This window comes from Paenibacillus sp. FSL H7-0323, assembly GCF_038002725.1.
GTDB classification, from domain to species: Bacteria; Bacillota; Bacilli; order Paenibacillales; family Paenibacillaceae; genus Paenibacillus_AQ; species Paenibacillus_AQ odorifer.
Genome location: NZ_JBBODB010000001.1, coordinates 1465969 through 1483139, shown reverse-complemented (window position 1 = coordinate 1483139; position 17171 = coordinate 1465969). Strand labels below are relative to the sequence as shown.

Sequence of the window (17171 nt, the reverse complement as noted above, 5' to 3'; positions counted from 1 at the left end):
TGATTGTATTCTGGTTAGTAAATACGTCCAGTAAGCTGAATTATAATGGAGTTATTCTTTATTGTAAACCATAAATTAATATATGGTTTACAATAGAATAAAATACCATGCTTGAGTTTTTCCTATTGTTATATAGAATTAGAGTATTCAGTCGCAATCGTTGGATGTTAATCTATTCAATGGGTTTTGGTCGGAGAGTTATACTTTTGGAGGTTTAAGTTCATGACAGTAAAAGAACATATTCTTGCCTTGCTCGACAGTAATAAGGGTGAATATTTTTCCGGCGAGGAAATAGCCGTTCAGTTATCCGTGACGCGCAGCGCGGTCTGGAAAGCCATAAAATCTTTACAGACAGACGGTTATTCCATACAAGCTGTAACCAATAAAGGATATTCCATGTCACCACAAACGGATATCTTATCAGCCAGTGCAATTTCAAAGTACCTGGATACTCAGGGGCAAAAGTTACGTGTTGAAGTCTTTAAGACCATATCTTCCACGAATGAAGCCGTAAAAAACCTTGCCTCAAATGGAGAAGCTGAAGGTAAAGTGATTCTTTCGGAAGAACAAACAGCTGGTCGCGGGCGAATGGGCCGGAAATTTTTTTCTCCACCTGGAACGGGTATCTATATGAGCATCCTGCTGCGTCCCAAGCTGTCCGCAACAGACTCAGCTTTATTGACCACTTGCGCCGCAGTAGCTGTAGCCCTTTCTATCGAGAGCGTATCCGGTAAAGAAACGCAGATTAAATGGGTAAATGACGTTTTTATGGAAGGTAAAAAAGTATGCGGGATCCTTACCGAAGCATCCGTGTCATTGGAAAACGGCTGGCTTGATTATGCTGTCCTCGGCATCGGTATCAATGTAGTCCTCCCTTCCGAAGGCTTTCCCAATGATCTTACCGAGATTGCAACAACTGTAATTTCAGAAAACAATCCTTATGGTGATCTGCGCAACCGTCTCGTTGCAGTAGTACTAAACCATTTCATGAGATATTATGAACATTTAACGGACAGATTGTTTCTTTCCGAATACAAAAAAAGGTTAATTTCACTTGGCGAACCTGTGACCGTGATAAAGGATAATGAACAACGTAAAGCAACAGCCATTGATATCGATGACGATTGCCATCTGAAAGTCAGATATGAGAATGGTGACGAGGAATATCTTTCAAGTGGAGAAGTTAGCATTAAAATTTAACTGTTCAAAAAAAGCCACCAAATTGGTGACTTTTTTGTGTTTTCCCGCTGCGTTTATAAGCGAAAACTTTTCCTCTTAAGATTATTCTACTTTAATTATTGTATATTATTTTTTATCCAGCTAAGCAGCGACTCTTCCTTCGGAGCCCAACCAAGTAAATTTCTTGCATGGGTGGCACGTACACGGCTGTTAGAGGCGATAGCAAAGCGTGCCCAGTCTCCAAGCTCTGCTATCGCTTTGTCTGCGGGCCAGCTTATGGTCTTGCCTCCAAAGCCTAACGCCTCGCTGACCGATTTGGCGATGTCCCCGTAAGATTCCTCTCCATTTTCGGCAAAGAAATACGACGCGGATGGTGCTTTTTCAAGTGCCAATACATACAGTTGGACCAAATCCTTGATGTGGACATTGGACCAGCGGTTTACGCCTTTACCTACGTGAACGCCTGCCTGCAACTCTCTCGATTTGCGAATAATTTGTGGCAATTGATCGCTTTCCACAGGCAACGCTAGTGCATTACCATAAATCATAGATGGGACTATCACGATGCTTCTTACCCAATCCTCAATTCCAGCCTTGCGTACGAGGTTGTTGATCGCTACCCGGTTTTCCCTAATATCCATAGGCACAAATGGTGTTTCCTCCTCAAAAATTTGTTCGCTTGCTGTTTCGCCACGGGCATCATCCCCAACCACACTTGAACCTGATGTATGCAAAAATGGTTTTCCACTTCCGCGCAAAGCAGCTATGAACGTCTCAACTGCCAACAAATGATCCGAATCGGCCGTGTGAATTACTGCGTCGCTGAGCTTAGCATATTTCGTTAGAGTACCCGTATCTTCCAACGTGCCGAGTATAGGCTCTATACCAATAACTCTTAACGCCTCCACCTTATCGGGATTGCGAACCAGACCGAAAACAGTATGCCCGTTATCTAACAAAGCTTTAGCCACCGATCCGCCAATATATCCTGAAGCTCCTGTAACAAACACTTTCATAACAATTCCTCCTCATCTATGATGTTGACGCTTGTTCATTCGACCAAGTATGGCACCAGCCTCAATTATTTTTAATTTTGTTACTACATTATTGTAAGCTTCAGGGTATAAATAAAACAAATTACGAAATAACGACGTATTAATAAATATTTTTATAAATGATACTAGCTAATCCATCTTCGTTTCCCTTATGACAGAAATGATCTCATGAAATTGAGGCAAATGCTTATTCTTTAACTGATATGCGATATATAACTCGTTTTCTACTTTTAAATGCTTAAACACAACTTTTGTTTTGCCTGCTTTTAATGAATCTTGCAAGAGGTATGTAGGTATAACACTCAAGCCCATACCGATTTCAATAGCCTTTAGAATCATGTGTAAATTAGGAATGATGTGAACAGGTCTAATTTCAGGACGTTTCTTATAATGTTCTCTCCAAATTCTTCTTATTATCGGCAATTCCAGACCATAGCTGATCCACTTCTGTTCAGAGAGCCATTGCTCTTCAAGCTTCAGATTATCAAATTCATGGATTTCATAATCGATTGGAGCTACTATAACAAACTCCTCATCCATCAATTTCAAATACTCGACACCGGGAGCTGGGAACCTTTTTGACATAATGAGGATATCTAACTTTTCTTCCTTCAGCAGCTCTAGCAATTGCTCGGCGGTTCCAAAATGCGAAAGGGTACAAGTATTGTATTTAGGAAGCTGTGGCAGTATTTTTTCACTAAAAAACTCATGCGCTGCTCCAAGCTTGATTACACTTTGCGTAGGTAAAGAAGCCATTTTAAAGCTCATCGTCGTATTCTCTAATGACTCTATGAGCGGAGCGAGCTGTGAATATAACTCCTTCCCCCGCTCTGTAGGGGTGATTTTTCTAGTCGAACGAACAAATAAAGTTTCTCCCACCTCCGCTTCCAAGGCGGCTAAGTGCTGACTCATGGCTGGCTGCGTCATCATACGGGTTTTTGCAGCTTCGGAAATCGAATTATACTTATATATTGTGCAAAAGCTTCTATACCATTCGAAATCAACCATACTGTATGATCCACCTTTAGAAATGTATATTAATCAGAATTTGAACAAGATTGATGAGATGTTCCTTAGTGTTCCAAATTATATCATTTTACAATAAGCCCCGTAATTAAAAGCTATAGTGGACTTGTAAGCCCAATGCACCAAAAAAACCTTGCTGATTCAAGGTTTTTTTAGATGAACTAAAAATATCAACTTAAAGCTTAGGATTCTACTGTACTAAAGTATCTAAATCCGGCTGCAATTTGTTCCGCAGAACATACAGCATGATGGCACCCACAAGGAACGCAACAGCATCTGAAATGACGAGCGACCAGACTACTCCGTGGAAACCGTTCATTCGATTAGCGATATACAATACTGGAATCAGAGTAACACCTTGAATAATTGACATAATAAAGGCGGCGGTTCCTTGTGCTGTCGCTTGGAAGATCCCTGTAAACAATGCGGTCGTTCCTGAAATGAACAGGGATAAGAACGTTACATGAAGAATGTAGCTGCCCAGTTCAATTAATTGCGGGTCATTCGTAAATAAACCGATTAAGTGGTCGGAAATCAGATATACAATAATGCCGAACACGGCTGCTAATACCACAGTCACTTTGATTGTGAATGTAATGGTATGCTTCATGCGTAATTTATTGGCTGTAAAAGAGAAGGCAATCAGCGGCACGACTCCCTCACATAAGCCCATCAGAATAACCTCTGGAAATTGTAATAATCGTGATGAAATTCCGAAGGCCGCAATAGCCTGCTCCCCATATTCGACCAGAAAACGGTTAAAGATAAGTGACATTGCACCCATGAAGAGACTCATAACAAAAACGGGTACTCCAATTTTAAATACATTGCTGAGAATGTCTTTGGAAGCTTTGAACCATTTTACAGAGATGGTTAAGAATTGGCTCTTATATCCCATGTGGAAGGCGTAGAATGCACTTGCAACCAAGTTAGAAATGACTGTAGCAGATGCAACCCCGATCACGTCCCAATGGAAGACGAAAATGACTAGCGCATCGAGAATAATATTCACAACAACACTGAGAAGCATACCAATCATCGAAGTGATTGCTGCCCCCTCCGAGCGCACGATATTCTCCAGCGTGAAGAATAAAACGACGAAAGGTGAACCAATAAGCATAATCGTGACATAGTCCTTCGTGAATCCGAAGGAGTCAGGCGTCGCTCCCAAGCCATGGACGATTGAATCGATTAACGGGATGCCGGCAGCCATCAAAATAAGACCGAGAGCTAAACTGCTGTAAAAAGCGAATGAAGACACATGCTTTACATCATCATATTTTTTCTCTCCCAGCAAACGGGAGATGAATGCACTGCTACCGATACCAATCAAGTTACCTAGCGCCATAATGGCGGCGAATAAGGGTAAAGTTAGTGCGAGTGCGGTTAACATCGCAGTATTGCCCAGTGTACCAAGGAAATAGGCATTCAAAATGGAGTATATGACACTCATCGACATGCCTAGCATCATCGGTACTGCGAAGTGAGCTACGGCTTTTGCGACAGGTGCTTTTTCAAAGTAATGGAGGTTTTCTGCATCCATAAGGTTCACCACTATCTTTCTTTATTTTGTTTTTTGAAATTACTTAGAATTCTAACTATCGGTCCAATATGATCCGTGACGCAGCAACAAGCAAACCTGTACCCTAACGACGAGTTTTCAGATTTGGCGTACGAAATTTGACTATTCTTTAGTTTCACATTACGCTGCCTTTGCCGTTCATCTTTCTCTGGTGGAAAGGCAGCGCCTCAGCTACTGTTTGCTAAAAGACTTTAATTACTTATCGTCTGGGCCATGTGACTTGTCAGGTGACGAATTACTGTCATCGCTGGAAGGCCAGCCGAATCCGCGCATGTCACCACGCCCTTCTCCGCCATATCCAGGGAACCTTCCGCTAAAGCGTTCGTCCCTAGAATTTCCCCACATTCTGTGCATTTGTCCGCGCATAGCCATCATTTTTTCAAATTCCTCTGTTCCCATGCGCGCCTTGGCAGCTTCCATCCACATAGCCATCACATCACGTTCTTCGCCCGATCCAAGTTCTTCCTCCAAAGCTGTAATGACGCGAGTTAGGTAATCCCCGAAAGCTATCTGCTCTTCTGGCGATAAGCGAGAAAATATGTTGCCGCTGTCTATCTCTTGTTTCTCTTCCTCTTGTCCTTTTTGCGTTAGGTAAATCAACATGATACGTTTGTCTGTTTCTGAGGGTTTACGGGTGATGTATTCTGCTTTCTCCAGTTTACCAAGCAATTCATTGAGGGATGATACACGGATGTCCAACATATAGGATAAGTCTTTGGTGCTGATACCATCTTTTATCCGAAGAAACGCTAATATCCTCCCTTGCCCACGTGATGCGTCGGCCATAGGACCAACCGCGGCATGAGACTTCAAGTGTTGCCTTTGCAACAGCCATTGCAGTTTCGCGAGTTTTTCGTACAATTCAGTATTCATGTCCATAATGAATCCTCCATTAAGTTTTTACGGTACCTGTTGAACTTTATAACGGTACCTGTTGATTTGTATTATAACGGTACCTGTTAGATATGTCAAAATGTTTTTTACAGGTACCGTTAGTATGTGGTTTGACTGTTTCCCGGAAGTGGCTAAAAACCTGCAAACAAAATAAAAAACCGCGCTAGGCGCGGGTCTTTATCAGATTCACAAAAATATTCTAACCAATAACCAAAATGGCAAATTCGATATTGTATTTTGCTTCTAAAACAGAAGTTCGGTTTCCTCCTTCGTTCCCCTGTCTTCTCTAATAGGAGATTTAAGCCTTTTTTCGTTTAAATAGCAAATACATGAAAAAAGGAGCTCCAATGCCTGCTGTGAATACGCCTGCTGGAATATCCAGCGGCTGAAAAAGCATTCTTCCCGCCAAATCCGCCAACAGTAGAATGATCGCACCTATTAATGCGGATACCGGGATGATCATCTTATAAGAATTTCCGATAAGCCTCCTAGAGATATGTGGCGCCATCAATCCGATGAACGATATCGTCCCCGCTACACCGACCGCAGCGCCGGCGAGTGCAACGCTATAAAATAAGAGAATCATCCGGCTTAGCTGGAGCCTGCTCCCAAGCCCGCGAGCTACATCTTCACCTAAAGATTGCACATTTAATTCCTTCGCCAGACCCAGCGACAAAGGAATAAATATCGCTACCCACGGCCAGAGCACCTTGATATAGCTCCAATTGGTACCGTAGATGCTTCCCGTCATCCAATTTAACACTTGAGCGGCTAAATACGCTGGACCGCTAATAAGCAGGAATGTGGTGAGCGCCCCCATTGCGGTAGAAATGCCAATGCCGATCAGTACCAGCCGGAATGGTGACACCCCTTTTTTCCAAGCAAATACATAATTGATGATAGCCGCAATCAACGCGCCACCGATGGCAATGAACGGTATCCAGTGGATGCTGTAGCCGGTGACGAAGGTCATGAAGGCAACCACAGCTACCGATGCCCCTCCGGTTACGCCCAGCAGATCAGGTGAAGCGAGCGGATTGCGAATGACGCCTTGCAATAGCGCCCCGGCAACTGCCAATGCTGCACCAATTAGAATAGCGGCTGTTATTCGTGGCAGACGGAACTGCATAATAATCAGATCGCTGGCTTCTGCGTTTCGCCCGGCAAGAGATGCAAGTACCTCTTTTAATGGAACACTAACTCCCCCAACCGATAAGCTCAAAAGCGACAAGGCGGCAATAATAAAAGCTAGAGCTATAAACATGAACGTGTGTTTCGCTGTACGCGGATTAAGCATGCTGTTTCCTCCTGGCTACAAGGATCAGAAAGGGAACTCCAATTATCGCCGTAGCGACGCCAACCGGAACTTCTTTGGAGTCCAGGATAAATCGTGATGCTAAATCCGCAGTCACCAAAAGGATCGCTCCACCTAATGCGGTATAAGGAAGCAACCATCTGAAATCATGCCCAATGATGTATCTGCATAAGTGAGGTACGATAAGTCCGATGAAAGCAATTGGACCAGCGGCCGCTACCGAGCTTCCGGCCAGTAGTACGATTGCCGTAGCCGACAGCAACCGTACCAGCGTCAGCCTCTGCCCCAAGCTTTTCGCACTATCGTCACCAATCGCCATAATATTTAACGAGCCCGAGAGTAGCAGTGAGATCACTAACCCTGTTATCATATAAGGCAGTACCATCAACAAATGCTCAATATTTCTTCCTTCTACAGAGCCAATCATCCAGAATAGGGCAGATTCCAGCGATTGCTTATTAATAAGAATAATGCCGGATGTAATAGAGGAAGTGAAAGCTGCCATACAAGCGCCGGCCAAGGTCAGCTTTACCGGTTCGAATCCACCACCTTGCAAGCCAAGCAGATAGACGACTGTCGATGTTGCGGCCGCACCTGCAAAAGCAAGCCAGACCATGCCACTCATCGTTAACGAGGATCCGAACGCCAGCAGCCCGATGACAATAAATAGCACAGCACCCGCATTTACACCGAAGACGGAGGGCGATGCCAATGGATTTCTTGTCAGAACCTGCATGACCGCCCCGGCTACGGCTAAGCTTGCCCCTACCAGTGCCGCAATCAAGGTTCGGGGAACACGAGCTGTTGTCAGAATAAGATGCTCATTGGAACCGTCAAAATGATTGTAAGCCTGCCACAGGTCTTTCAATTCAAAACGATGAAGACCGTACAATACACTGCACAACATACTAATCAGCAGCAGGATAACGCCAACAACTAGGCCGGCGAGCTTTCGTTTGCTTAGGAAAGAACCATTCACGCCTGCACTGAACCTCCTATTCATAGGCAGCCCAAACAACTAAACTGCCGGAATCGTGAACAAGCTGACGCGAATACAGCGTCAGCTTGTTCATTCGTTACGTCTTTATAATTTCACATCAAAATATTTAACGAGTTCGTCCAACAACAGATTGGCCGCTTCATATCCGCCTGCCGAGTTCCAGATGCCTTCGTCGACTTGAATTACCTTGTTGTTCTTATTAACGCTCAAGTTTTGGAATAGTGGATCTTTTTTCCATTCTTCCACGACCTTCGCTGCATCGTTTTTACCTGGAGCTTCTGATACAAAGTAGAAAAGCACGTCACCGTCCATGCTAGGTATCGTCTCTTTGGACATCACTTCTATAAAGGAGTCTTTATCCTGCGATTCCGGGCGTGAAACACCTAATTGGCTCAAGAGCACGCCGGAGAATGTTTGCTTCTGATAGATGCGAACTTGATTGGCGGAAAACCGGACCACTGATACCTTTGTATCCGCTTTGCTGCCTAGCTTCGCTTTGACTTCCTCGACACGTTTGTCGAAGGCCGCCATTGCTTGTTCTCCTTCTTTCTGCTTGTTTAAGGCTTCGGAATAGAGCTTGAAATTGATTTTCCAATCTCCCGCCAGATCATCGGAGAATACCGTCGGAGCAATCTGCTTTAATTGATCGTAAATTTTCTCCTGTCTAACCTTATTGCCAATAATCAGATCCGGCTTGAGGCTCGCGATCAATTCAATATTGGGTTGAAGCTCGTCTCCGACAACGGTGACGCCTTCCATCTCTTGCTTGATATGGTCGTACCAAGGGTCGCCAATCCAAGACTGAACGGCTCCGACCGGTTTGATGCCGACTGCCAAAAGCGCTTCCGTACCTTCATTAGTCAATATGACAACACGCTCAGGGGTACCGGTGAGCGTTTCTTCCCCCATCGCATGGTTAATCACTCTTGTGTCATTGGCTGCATCCGACAACGGGCTTGCAGCCGGACTTGCGGAAGCTGCTACATTACTACTCGGTGAGCTGCTGTTCACAGGTGTGACGTTCGTCCCCCCTGTCGTGCATGCGCTTAACCAAAGGGCGAAACAAAATAATAAGGTTGCTGCCATTGCTGTTCTCGACTTACGATACATCGGTATTTCCCCTTCTCTCTTATATTGATAATGATTCTCAAATACATTATCAATATAACGTTGCTGCCCACTAGCAACAATGGGAGATCTAAACACTAGGGATGGATTATTTCGACGCTGCTCTTGTTCTAATGCAGCTTCTTTAAAGCTGGTGGGCGAAACACCTTCGTATTTCTTGAAGATACGGCTGAAATAATAGCTGTCGGTATAACCTACGCTCTCTGCTATTTCCTTCAATGTGAAATCGGTGGAAAGAAGCAAATGCTTCGCATTACTCATCCGCAATTGAATCAAATAGTCGATCGGGCTCGTTCTCACTTGTTTCTTAAAGGCGCGGAGCAGCTGTCTGGAGCTGCAACCAAGGTGTTCAAGCAGCGTCTCAAGCGTAATCGGTTCCCGATAGTGCTCATGAATATAACGTACCGCTTGGGCCACTAAGTCAGGCTTGACGGCTATGACATTTTGGCGTTCCATCTGCTCTAGTATTTCATAGACCATTTGATAAAATATCGCTTTAACTTGAAGCTTATCGAGTAGCTCCGAGCGATGCCACTCCTTACTCATGGAGGTGACATGATGGAAGATGGAGATCGGGTAATGGGGCTTAAACACATATTGCATTTGAAACGGATTATGCTGCTCCATCAGTTTGACCGTTTCTTGACAGGCTGGTAGTGCCAGTACCGCTTTATACAAAATCATATAATAGTCCAGCAGCTCATCTGCCGTAATATCAAGGTTGAAACCCTTGCCCCCATGGATCAAGGAATACTGATTGACGCGGTGTGCGATGCCATCCAGCTGGAGCTGTGCGCTGCCTTTAGTCACATATAAGAAGGCGCTTGAAGGCATTCTGTACGCATGTAGCTCCTCGCCTTGTTCCATTCTTGTATGCCGGACATCTATGATTTTGACGAATGCCTGATTCCATAGCAAAGCTTGCTCATTCAATTTCACCGACTTACTCTCCCCTTCTCTTTCACTCCATGTGGAGAGATTTATTCCTTCATCATATATGATAACGATTATCATTTGCAATGATAATCGCATAACTATTTTCCAGCTATAACGCTAGTAATTGAGCATAAAAAAGACGAGCAACCGTTGATTGGTTAACTCGTCTTTTTTAATCCTGCTACTGCCTGCGAACAGTAGAAATAAGTATGTGCCATGTGTCTTGATACATAACAGCAAATTCCCAGATAACGGGTCTTACTTATCACCGGCAAGTGTAAGCCACTTGCGGTTATGATGTTCCTGTACTTCAACGGGGGTATCAAAGAAATCACTCAAAACATCTGACTGTAAGCAGTTTACTGTCTCGTCACCTTTGTAGATTTCACCGTTCTTTACCAGCAGCGTGTGCGTGAAGCATGGTGTTATCTCCTCGATATGATGGGTTACATACAGCAAGGTTGGTCCACCAGGTTGCTTTGTTATCTTCTCGATCATCTGCAGCAGCTGTTCACGGGCAAAAATATCTAGTCCCGTGCACGGCTCATCAAGGATTAGTAGATCTGGATTGGCCATTAGTGCGCGTGCAATGAGGACTTTCTGACGCTGTCCTTGCGACAAGGTATCATATGTACGACCAGCCAAAGAAGAGCAGTCTAGAAACTCCATTAACTCCTCGGCTTGTTTTTGATCCTCTTCATTCGTCTTATCATACAGACCAATGGTCGCAAATTTTCCGCTTAGGACGATGTTCAGGGCAGTCTGATGGCCGTACAGCTTCTGCTGCAAGGAGGTGCTTACCCAACCGATTCGTTTGCGTAGCTCTCTCAAGTCCACATCGCCGAAGCGATGGTCCAGCACCTCGACTTGTCCTGTTGTCGGCCAGATATAGCCGTTCACGACGTTTAGCATCGTCGTTTTTCCTGAACCGTTCAAACCGACGATACACCAGTGTTGTCCTTGCTTCACTTCCCAATTCATATCGCGTAAGATCATTGTCGTATCACGTTGCCATGATACATTTTTGAGTGATATAATCATGCCCAATTTTCCCTCCTTAAACATGCTTCAATGAGTTCAATATTATCATGGTACAGTCCTTCCCGTAAAAAAAACATAACCTCAAGATTTTTTTACCAGCGGTTCTACGGACAATTAATCTTTGATTCTCTGTTTGTTTCGGTATACTGTCGGAGGGATCCCGTTAAGCTGTTTAAAAATCTTACTGAAATGATATTCTTCGTAGTACCCGCATAATTTGGCGATTTCCTTAACTGGATAATCGGTAAAAACCAGATAACGACAAGCTTGCTGGTTCTGTAAGTGCATATGGTATTCCTTCGGCCCCATCCCCGTAAATTTCAGAAACATCTTCCGCAAGTAAGATGGCGAAATGCCGTATTTCTCCGCTAATTTCTCGATCCGGTGATGATCCTTATAGTCGTTCTCGAGTGTTTTCTTGATCTGTTCGAAGGCGGAAAAAGCTCCAGACTCCATCAGATTCCAGTCCGGTTGTACGGTCTGGTGCAGCTTATGCAGCAGGATCTGCATTTTAGCCCGGGATACAGCTATACCATCGGTTAGTCCGGGTAGCCAGTCCTGGTGAATCCCCCAGACCAGCTGGCTAATTTCCTCAGCTTGCTGTTGGTTATATTGGCTTAAGAAGGGAAGTCTCAGTTTTCCGATTGGCTTGACTTCCTTCCATACCGCATCATAACTAAGCTCTGCACAATCGAAGAGCAGCATCGTTATGCGAAGTGGAGCATCCATCTGCGAGCGCATGGACAGTTTAAGGCCTGGTTTTAAATAGATTAGCATTCCAGCCTCTACTTTGTGCTCAACATTGGTCAGGAAAACCCCTTTACCTTCATGAATCCAGTACAAGCTGTGCACATTTACCATGTTACGGATGTCCTCCCAGCCGGGATAAGTAGCTTTGTCGAGTACAAAATGGATATGCACTGTGAGGTCATTCAGCTTGTAATCATTTTCTATCAATTAATATCCCCTCCTGCTGCTAAAAGAGCGATTTAAACAAGACGGTAACGTTTTTTTCTATTCAATGCTTAAACTCCAAATGTTACTATCCATATTATCAAGATGTCTGAAATTCACAATACATTACAGGAAAAAAAGGAGGAACACACTTGTTAAGGACTTTTAGCGAGTATCAAATTCGGAGAACTGTGCTGTTGGATGGGCCTTGGGATTTCATGAAGGATCCGTTAAATACGGGTGTTCAAGAAAAATGGTTTGAGCGATTTCCACATTCTTGGCAGTCTCTTTATGTGCCCTCGTGCTGGAATAATGAACTGGGAATGTACGATTATGAAGGTGTCGGTTGGTATCGTAAAAAAATACAGATTGTGAATTCGCAGCATGTCAGACTCATCTTTCATGCCGTGCTGGGCCACGCCGATGTCTATTTGGACGGGCAGCACCTTGGGTATCACTATGGAGGATTTACACCTTTTGAATGTATTGTTCCTTCCTTAGGAGCAGGAGAACATGAGATTATCGTCCGGACGGACAGCACCTTGGACCGACTTACGATTCCTACGGAGCAGGTGGATTGGTTTCATTATGGGGGAATCATACGGTCGGTGGAGCTGCAATATTTGCCTGAACTTTACATCGAACAACTGAAGATTGATTATGAACTGCATGGACCAGATGCCGATGTCACTGTTCAGGTGAGGCTCCATTCCTTCTTTAAGGAGCAGCACACTACAAAGATCACATTCTCCGAAAGCGGACATGAATTGCACTCGGAAGAAGTACAGATTGAGACTGGCCAGACCCTCAGTCATACGTTCAAGTTGCTTATGCCTGAAGTACGTTTGTGGAACGTAGGTCTTCCAGAACTGTATACCTTTCAACTGCGGACAGAGGAAGACGACAAGATTGAACGGATCGGTTTTCGCTATATTGAAACAAAGGATCATCGGATTCTAATTAACGGTTCACCCGTTTATCTTAAGGGGGTGAATAGACATGAAGAGCATCCTGAGTGGGGTTTCGCCTTCCCTCCGAAGCTGATGCACAAGGAGCTCAGTATCATTTTGGAGTTAGGTTGCAATTCCGTCCGGGGTTCTCATTATCCCCAAAGCCCATATTGGCTTGATCTACTCGATGAGCAAGGGATTGTATACTGGAGCGAAATTCCGATATGGGGAGCCTTTCTGCCGAACGAAACAGTAAGTGAGCCGCTCTTCCAGGAGCGTGCACTGACTATGATTGAAGAAATGATCAGCTTGCATATGCATCACCCAAGTGTGATCTTTTGGTCCGTTCATAATGAGATTGATACCCGGACGCAAGAAGCATATGCTTTCACACAAGCTCTAGTCGGATTGGTGAAGAAACTCGACAGTACTAGGCTTGTCACCTACGCTACGATGCATCCACTCGAAGATATTCTACTTCCTTTATTCGATGTTATCGGTATTAATAAATATTTTGGTTGGTACGAAGGCGATACAGCCAGCTTTAAAGACATGCTGGAACAGTTCCATGTGCGTGCGGAGCAGATGGGAGCCGGTGACAAGGTAGTGCTCATGACCGAATTCGGTGGTGCTGGACTATTTGGGGATGTGGGCTGGGAGCAGAGATTGTTCAGCGAGGATTATCAGGCAGATATTGTAACTGAAGCACTGGCGATCTTCAAAAATGATTCGAAAATTGGCGGGACTTACATCTGGCAGTTTGCAGACATCCGCGGCGATCTGAAGAGCAGCAGCAAGAACTTTCGCGACCGTGCCCGCGGCTTCAACAACAAGGGTCTGGTTAATGAATACCGCAAACCTAAACAATCCTTCCGTGAAGTGCGCCGTATCTATCGATCTTGGACAGATTAATATCCACATTGACTAAGAAGCCCATCGTCAACATGGGTTTTTTTAGTGTCTGCATTCTTAGTTCCTTACAGTTGGTGTCGGACGCGGTATTTATATAGTTAAACTGGGCGTATTAAGTCGGTTCTATTCTTTGCGTACTCGGGTAGCAGTAAGTTGATTGTCTATTTTCGGCATTCGATACAAGTGCTAGATAAAGGAGTTTTAATCTAGAGTGATCAGTATGGTATGAATAATACTTGTTAATTTCTCATGGTCCGTTGCCGTTTTTACCATTGTACGTAGTCCTAACCAGGCATTCATTAAATAATGGGAAATAGCCTCGGGCTCCAGTGAAATTCTAAGTTCACCTCTTTGCTGGCCAGTCTGAACGAGGTCATATAACAACTTCTCCGTTTTTGAATAGCTATTCTCAACAAAGGATGCAACCTCCGGATCCAGTACTCCCAACTCCACACCCGAATTAACTATGAAACATCCTTGAGGTTCTCCTTCGCTCCTCATCGAAGATTCTAGAAATTGTCGAATGATCTCCTTTACGGGTTCTTGTTTCTCAACCAAGAAGCTCATTTTTTTGTTTTGAGTAGATTCGTACCGTTGGAGTGCCGTCAAATATAAGGCGTGCTTATCACCAAATGTATCATAGATACTTCTTCTGTGAATTCCCATACAGTCTACCAAATCTTGCATTGAAGTTTTCTCGTAACCTTGCATCCAAAATAGTTTTATCGCTTTATCTAGTACTTCATTAATTTCAAATTCTTTGCTTCTTGCCATTGTAATCACCTCAAGCAATCATTATACATTTAAGTAAACGATCCGCAAACTAATATATAAAACGTAAATAAAATCAAGCAAGATGCTTGATTTTATTCATAACATGATAACTGAACTGATGCTTACCGAAGAATTCTTACTTTGTCTGCTTATAAACAATCCAGAGTCCAATCTTTTTCCAGCGTATGCAAAAGTTGTACCCCACGTTTAAGAATAGGGAAGCCAGTTCTTTTTGCTCCAGTTTCTACAACGATCGTTTTAGTGACTAATATCTAATTCGATTTAAAACTCAGATATAATTGGATAGATTTGATCTCTCAGATTGAAGTCATAGTTCTGGTCAACAATCCCTATCATATCATTGCTATCATAAAGCTCTACCATGAAACTCGCCATTTGTTTGGCAGTGTGGTATTTAGGCATGTTTGCTTTGTAATCAAATTCTTCAGCATCTATTGATTTCTTCACAAATTCCGTTTCAGTTATTGCTGGTGCTAAAACCTTTGCTTTTAATTTCGCGCCTTTAAGCTCTAGTTCCTTTGCAAGCCCTTCGGTGAAGGCACTAACATAATATTTAGATGCAGAATAAGCAACGCTCCCAACAGCAATGGCATATCCGAGTGCGGATGATACGTTTATTAACTGAGTCCCTTCTACATCAGCATAATCTCGCACAAATAGTGTAGAAAGGATCGTCAAGGATTCGATGTTAACACGTAACATAATTTCAGCTTTATCTAAATTCTGTTCTACCACAAAAGAAGCTTCACCAAGTCCTGCATTATTAATCCAGGTTTCTATTTGGTATTCCTTCAAAGTGTTATACAGTGTGTAAGCCTGCTCTGTAACAGACAGATCACTTGAACGAACAATAACATCTACATTAGGATCAATATTCTGAATTGTTGATTTAAGTTCTTCTAATTTATCTAATCTTCTAGCTACCAAAATTAAATTTTTACCGCGTGCAGCAAACGCCAATGCTGTTTCATACCCAATTCCTGAGCTTGCTCCTGTAATCACTGTATATTTCATATTATTCTCTCCCTTTTAAGTTTTTTGATCAATTAACAACATTTCAATAGAGTTTTGTTCACGATTAAACTTGTAACTCATTCCCCCCTCCCTTAATAAATTTCTTCAAAATATTCAAGAACGATCATTCTAGTTAAGGTAAAAAACTACACTATTAACTCTAATTTGCATCAGTATATCAATTCTAGAATGATCAGTAAAGAATTTTTTGACAACAATTGAGCCCTCCTTAAAATCTGATAATAACTTTCCCTTTAGGATGACCTTCAGCAACAAAAGTCAGTGCTTCGTTAATATCTTCTATGTGGAATTCTGTAGGGTCCACTGCTGGTACAATCCCATTATCTTCAATAATCTTCGTAATTTTCTTTAATTGTTCGCCATCACTGCGAACAAAAATGAAATGATATTGAATCTTCTTTTTCTTTGCTTTATGATCATACTTAGCCCCGGCGATGGTGAAGAGCTTTTGTTTCCAGCCAGAGAAGCCCAGATCTTCTGCAAAACGTTTGTTAGGACCGGTCCGCAGAGAAAGAAGGCGGCCTCCTGCTTTAATAATTGAAAGTTCATGATCAAATTCGCTGGGTCCCAAGGTATCTATCACATAATCAACATCACTAAGCTGTTCCCAATAGTTCGTAGTCGTATAATCAATATATTGGTCTGCACCAGCGGCCATTGTCCGTTCACGTGCTTCTGGATTTCCACTGATAATGACCTTGAGCCCCATGCTTTTGGCGATAGGAATGGCCATTTGGCCAAACGAACCAGACCCTCCAGGGATAAACACGCTTTCGCCAGCTTTAGCATTTAATTCTTCATTTAATCCTTGATAAGCTGTTAATCCTGTTAATGGCGCAGCAGCACCAGTCACAAAATTCAGATTGGCAGGTAGGTACCCGATGGCATCTGCATTAATTGTCGCGTATTCCGCAAAGGCACCGATTTTTTGTAGTGGCAGACGTGAATAAATTGCATCGCCAACTTTGAAACCTTGCACCTTCTTACCCACTTTTTCAATAACACCCGTCAGCTCGTTACCAAGTACTAATGGGAATTCATAATCCTGAATCAGCTTTACACTTCCGGTACCAATAAGCAATTCCAAATGATTAACTGCTGCTGCTTTCACCTGAACCAAGACTTCGTTATCACTTATTTCTGGGATTGGAATATCGTTCACTTTTACTATGAACTTTTTTGAATATTTGGTGATCTGTGCTGCTTTCATAATTAATGACCTCCTATGCGTTAAAAAAAGTAACATTTATTTGGTTTTGTAACTTACACAACAAGCATAAAACAATAAGTTACAAAAATAAACAATTGTTACTGAATATTTTATATGTTAGAATACTCGCAAGTGTATTAACGATAAAAGGGAATTTAT

General features: G+C 43.1%; 14 protein-coding genes. 2 read left to right on the top strand and 12 right to left on the bottom strand.

Translation table 11 applies throughout. The features are described 5' to 3' along the window. The first annotated feature begins 222 nt into the window (after nucleotides 1–222). Nucleotides 223–1200: a biotin--[acetyl-CoA-carboxylase] ligase gene (locus tag MHH89_RS06830; RefSeq protein ID WP_341086675.1), complete on the top strand. Its 978-nt coding sequence runs from the start codon at nucleotides 223–225 to the stop codon at nucleotides 1198–1200. Nucleotides 1201–1295: 95 nt separating this feature from the next. Here the strand turns inward: MHH89_RS06830 and MHH89_RS06825 are convergent, their stop codons facing one another. The 9 genes from MHH89_RS06825 to MHH89_RS06785 form a co-directional block, all read right to left on the bottom strand. After that, nucleotides 1296–2195 carry an NAD-dependent epimerase/dehydratase family protein gene (locus MHH89_RS06825; protein WP_076306574.1) on the bottom strand — a complete coding sequence of 300 codons (900 nt, stop codon included), beginning with the start codon at nucleotides 2193–2195 and terminating at the stop codon, nucleotides 1296–1298. A gap of 168 nt (nucleotides 2196–2363) precedes the next feature. Next, entirely contained in the window at nucleotides 2364–3242 is an 879-nt protein-coding gene (locus MHH89_RS06820) for a LysR family transcriptional regulator (RefSeq protein WP_076306573.1), read from the bottom strand. Between the two features lie 208 nt (nucleotides 3243–3450). Beyond that, a complete protein-coding gene (locus tag MHH89_RS06815; RefSeq protein ID WP_076306572.1) occupies nucleotides 3451–4803 on the bottom strand; it encodes an MATE family efflux transporter in 1353 nt (450 codons plus the stop codon). Nucleotides 4804–5037: 234 nt separating this feature from the next. Continuing rightward, entirely contained in the window at nucleotides 5038–5721 is a 684-nt protein-coding gene (locus tag MHH89_RS06810) for a MarR family winged helix-turn-helix transcriptional regulator (RefSeq protein WP_341086671.1), read from the bottom strand. 313 nt (nucleotides 5722–6034) lie between these two features. Further along, entirely contained in the window at nucleotides 6035–7033 is a 999-nt protein-coding gene (locus tag MHH89_RS06805; protein WP_076217667.1) for a FecCD family ABC transporter permease, read from the bottom strand. After that, the gene (locus tag MHH89_RS06800; protein ID WP_254847692.1) at nucleotides 7026–8030 is read right to left on the bottom strand and encodes a FecCD family ABC transporter permease; all 1005 of its coding nucleotides are present in this window, start codon (nucleotides 8028–8030) and stop codon (nucleotides 7026–7028) included. Before MHH89_RS06800 ends, MHH89_RS06805 begins: the two co-directional genes overlap by 8 nt. A gap of 105 nt (nucleotides 8031–8135) precedes the next feature. Next, nucleotides 8136–10118, bottom strand: a complete 1983-nt coding sequence (locus MHH89_RS06795) for an AraC family transcriptional regulator (protein WP_076281824.1) — start codon at nucleotides 10116–10118, stop codon at nucleotides 8136–8138. Between the two features lie 255 nt (nucleotides 10119–10373). Next, entirely contained in the window at nucleotides 10374–11156 is a 783-nt protein-coding gene (locus MHH89_RS06790) for an ABC transporter ATP-binding protein (protein WP_076130491.1), read from the bottom strand. A 114-nt stretch (nucleotides 11157–11270) separates the two neighbouring features. Then, nucleotides 11271–12113 carry a helix-turn-helix transcriptional regulator gene (locus MHH89_RS06785; RefSeq protein ID WP_341086669.1) on the bottom strand — a complete coding sequence of 281 codons (843 nt, stop codon included), beginning with the start codon at nucleotides 12111–12113 and terminating at the stop codon, nucleotides 11271–11273. Nucleotides 12114–12262: 149 nt separating this feature from the next. On the opposite strand from MHH89_RS06785, the gene MHH89_RS06780 reads away from it, so the two are divergent. Further along, nucleotides 12263–13972: a glycoside hydrolase family 2 protein gene (locus MHH89_RS06780; RefSeq protein ID WP_341086666.1), complete on the top strand. Its 1710-nt coding sequence runs from the start codon at nucleotides 12263–12265 to the stop codon at nucleotides 13970–13972. 201 nt (nucleotides 13973–14173) lie between these two features. Here the strand turns inward: MHH89_RS06780 and MHH89_RS06775 are convergent, their stop codons facing one another. The 3 genes from MHH89_RS06775 to MHH89_RS06765 form a co-directional block, all read right to left on the bottom strand. Beyond that, nucleotides 14174–14746, bottom strand: a complete 573-nt coding sequence (locus MHH89_RS06775) for a TetR/AcrR family transcriptional regulator (RefSeq protein ID WP_076277331.1) — start codon at nucleotides 14744–14746, stop codon at nucleotides 14174–14176. Nucleotides 14747–15028: 282 nt separating this feature from the next. Beyond that, nucleotides 15029–15781 (bottom strand): SDR family NAD(P)-dependent oxidoreductase, encoded by a 753-nt coding sequence (locus MHH89_RS06770; RefSeq protein ID WP_076306568.1) that lies wholly within the window; start codon nucleotides 15779–15781, stop codon nucleotides 15029–15031. A 229-nt stretch (nucleotides 15782–16010) separates the two neighbouring features. Then, the gene (locus MHH89_RS06765; RefSeq protein WP_341086664.1) at nucleotides 16011–17012 is read right to left on the bottom strand and encodes an NADP-dependent oxidoreductase; all 1002 of its coding nucleotides are present in this window, start codon (nucleotides 17010–17012) and stop codon (nucleotides 16011–16013) included. Nucleotides 17013–17171 lie beyond the last annotated feature (159 nt).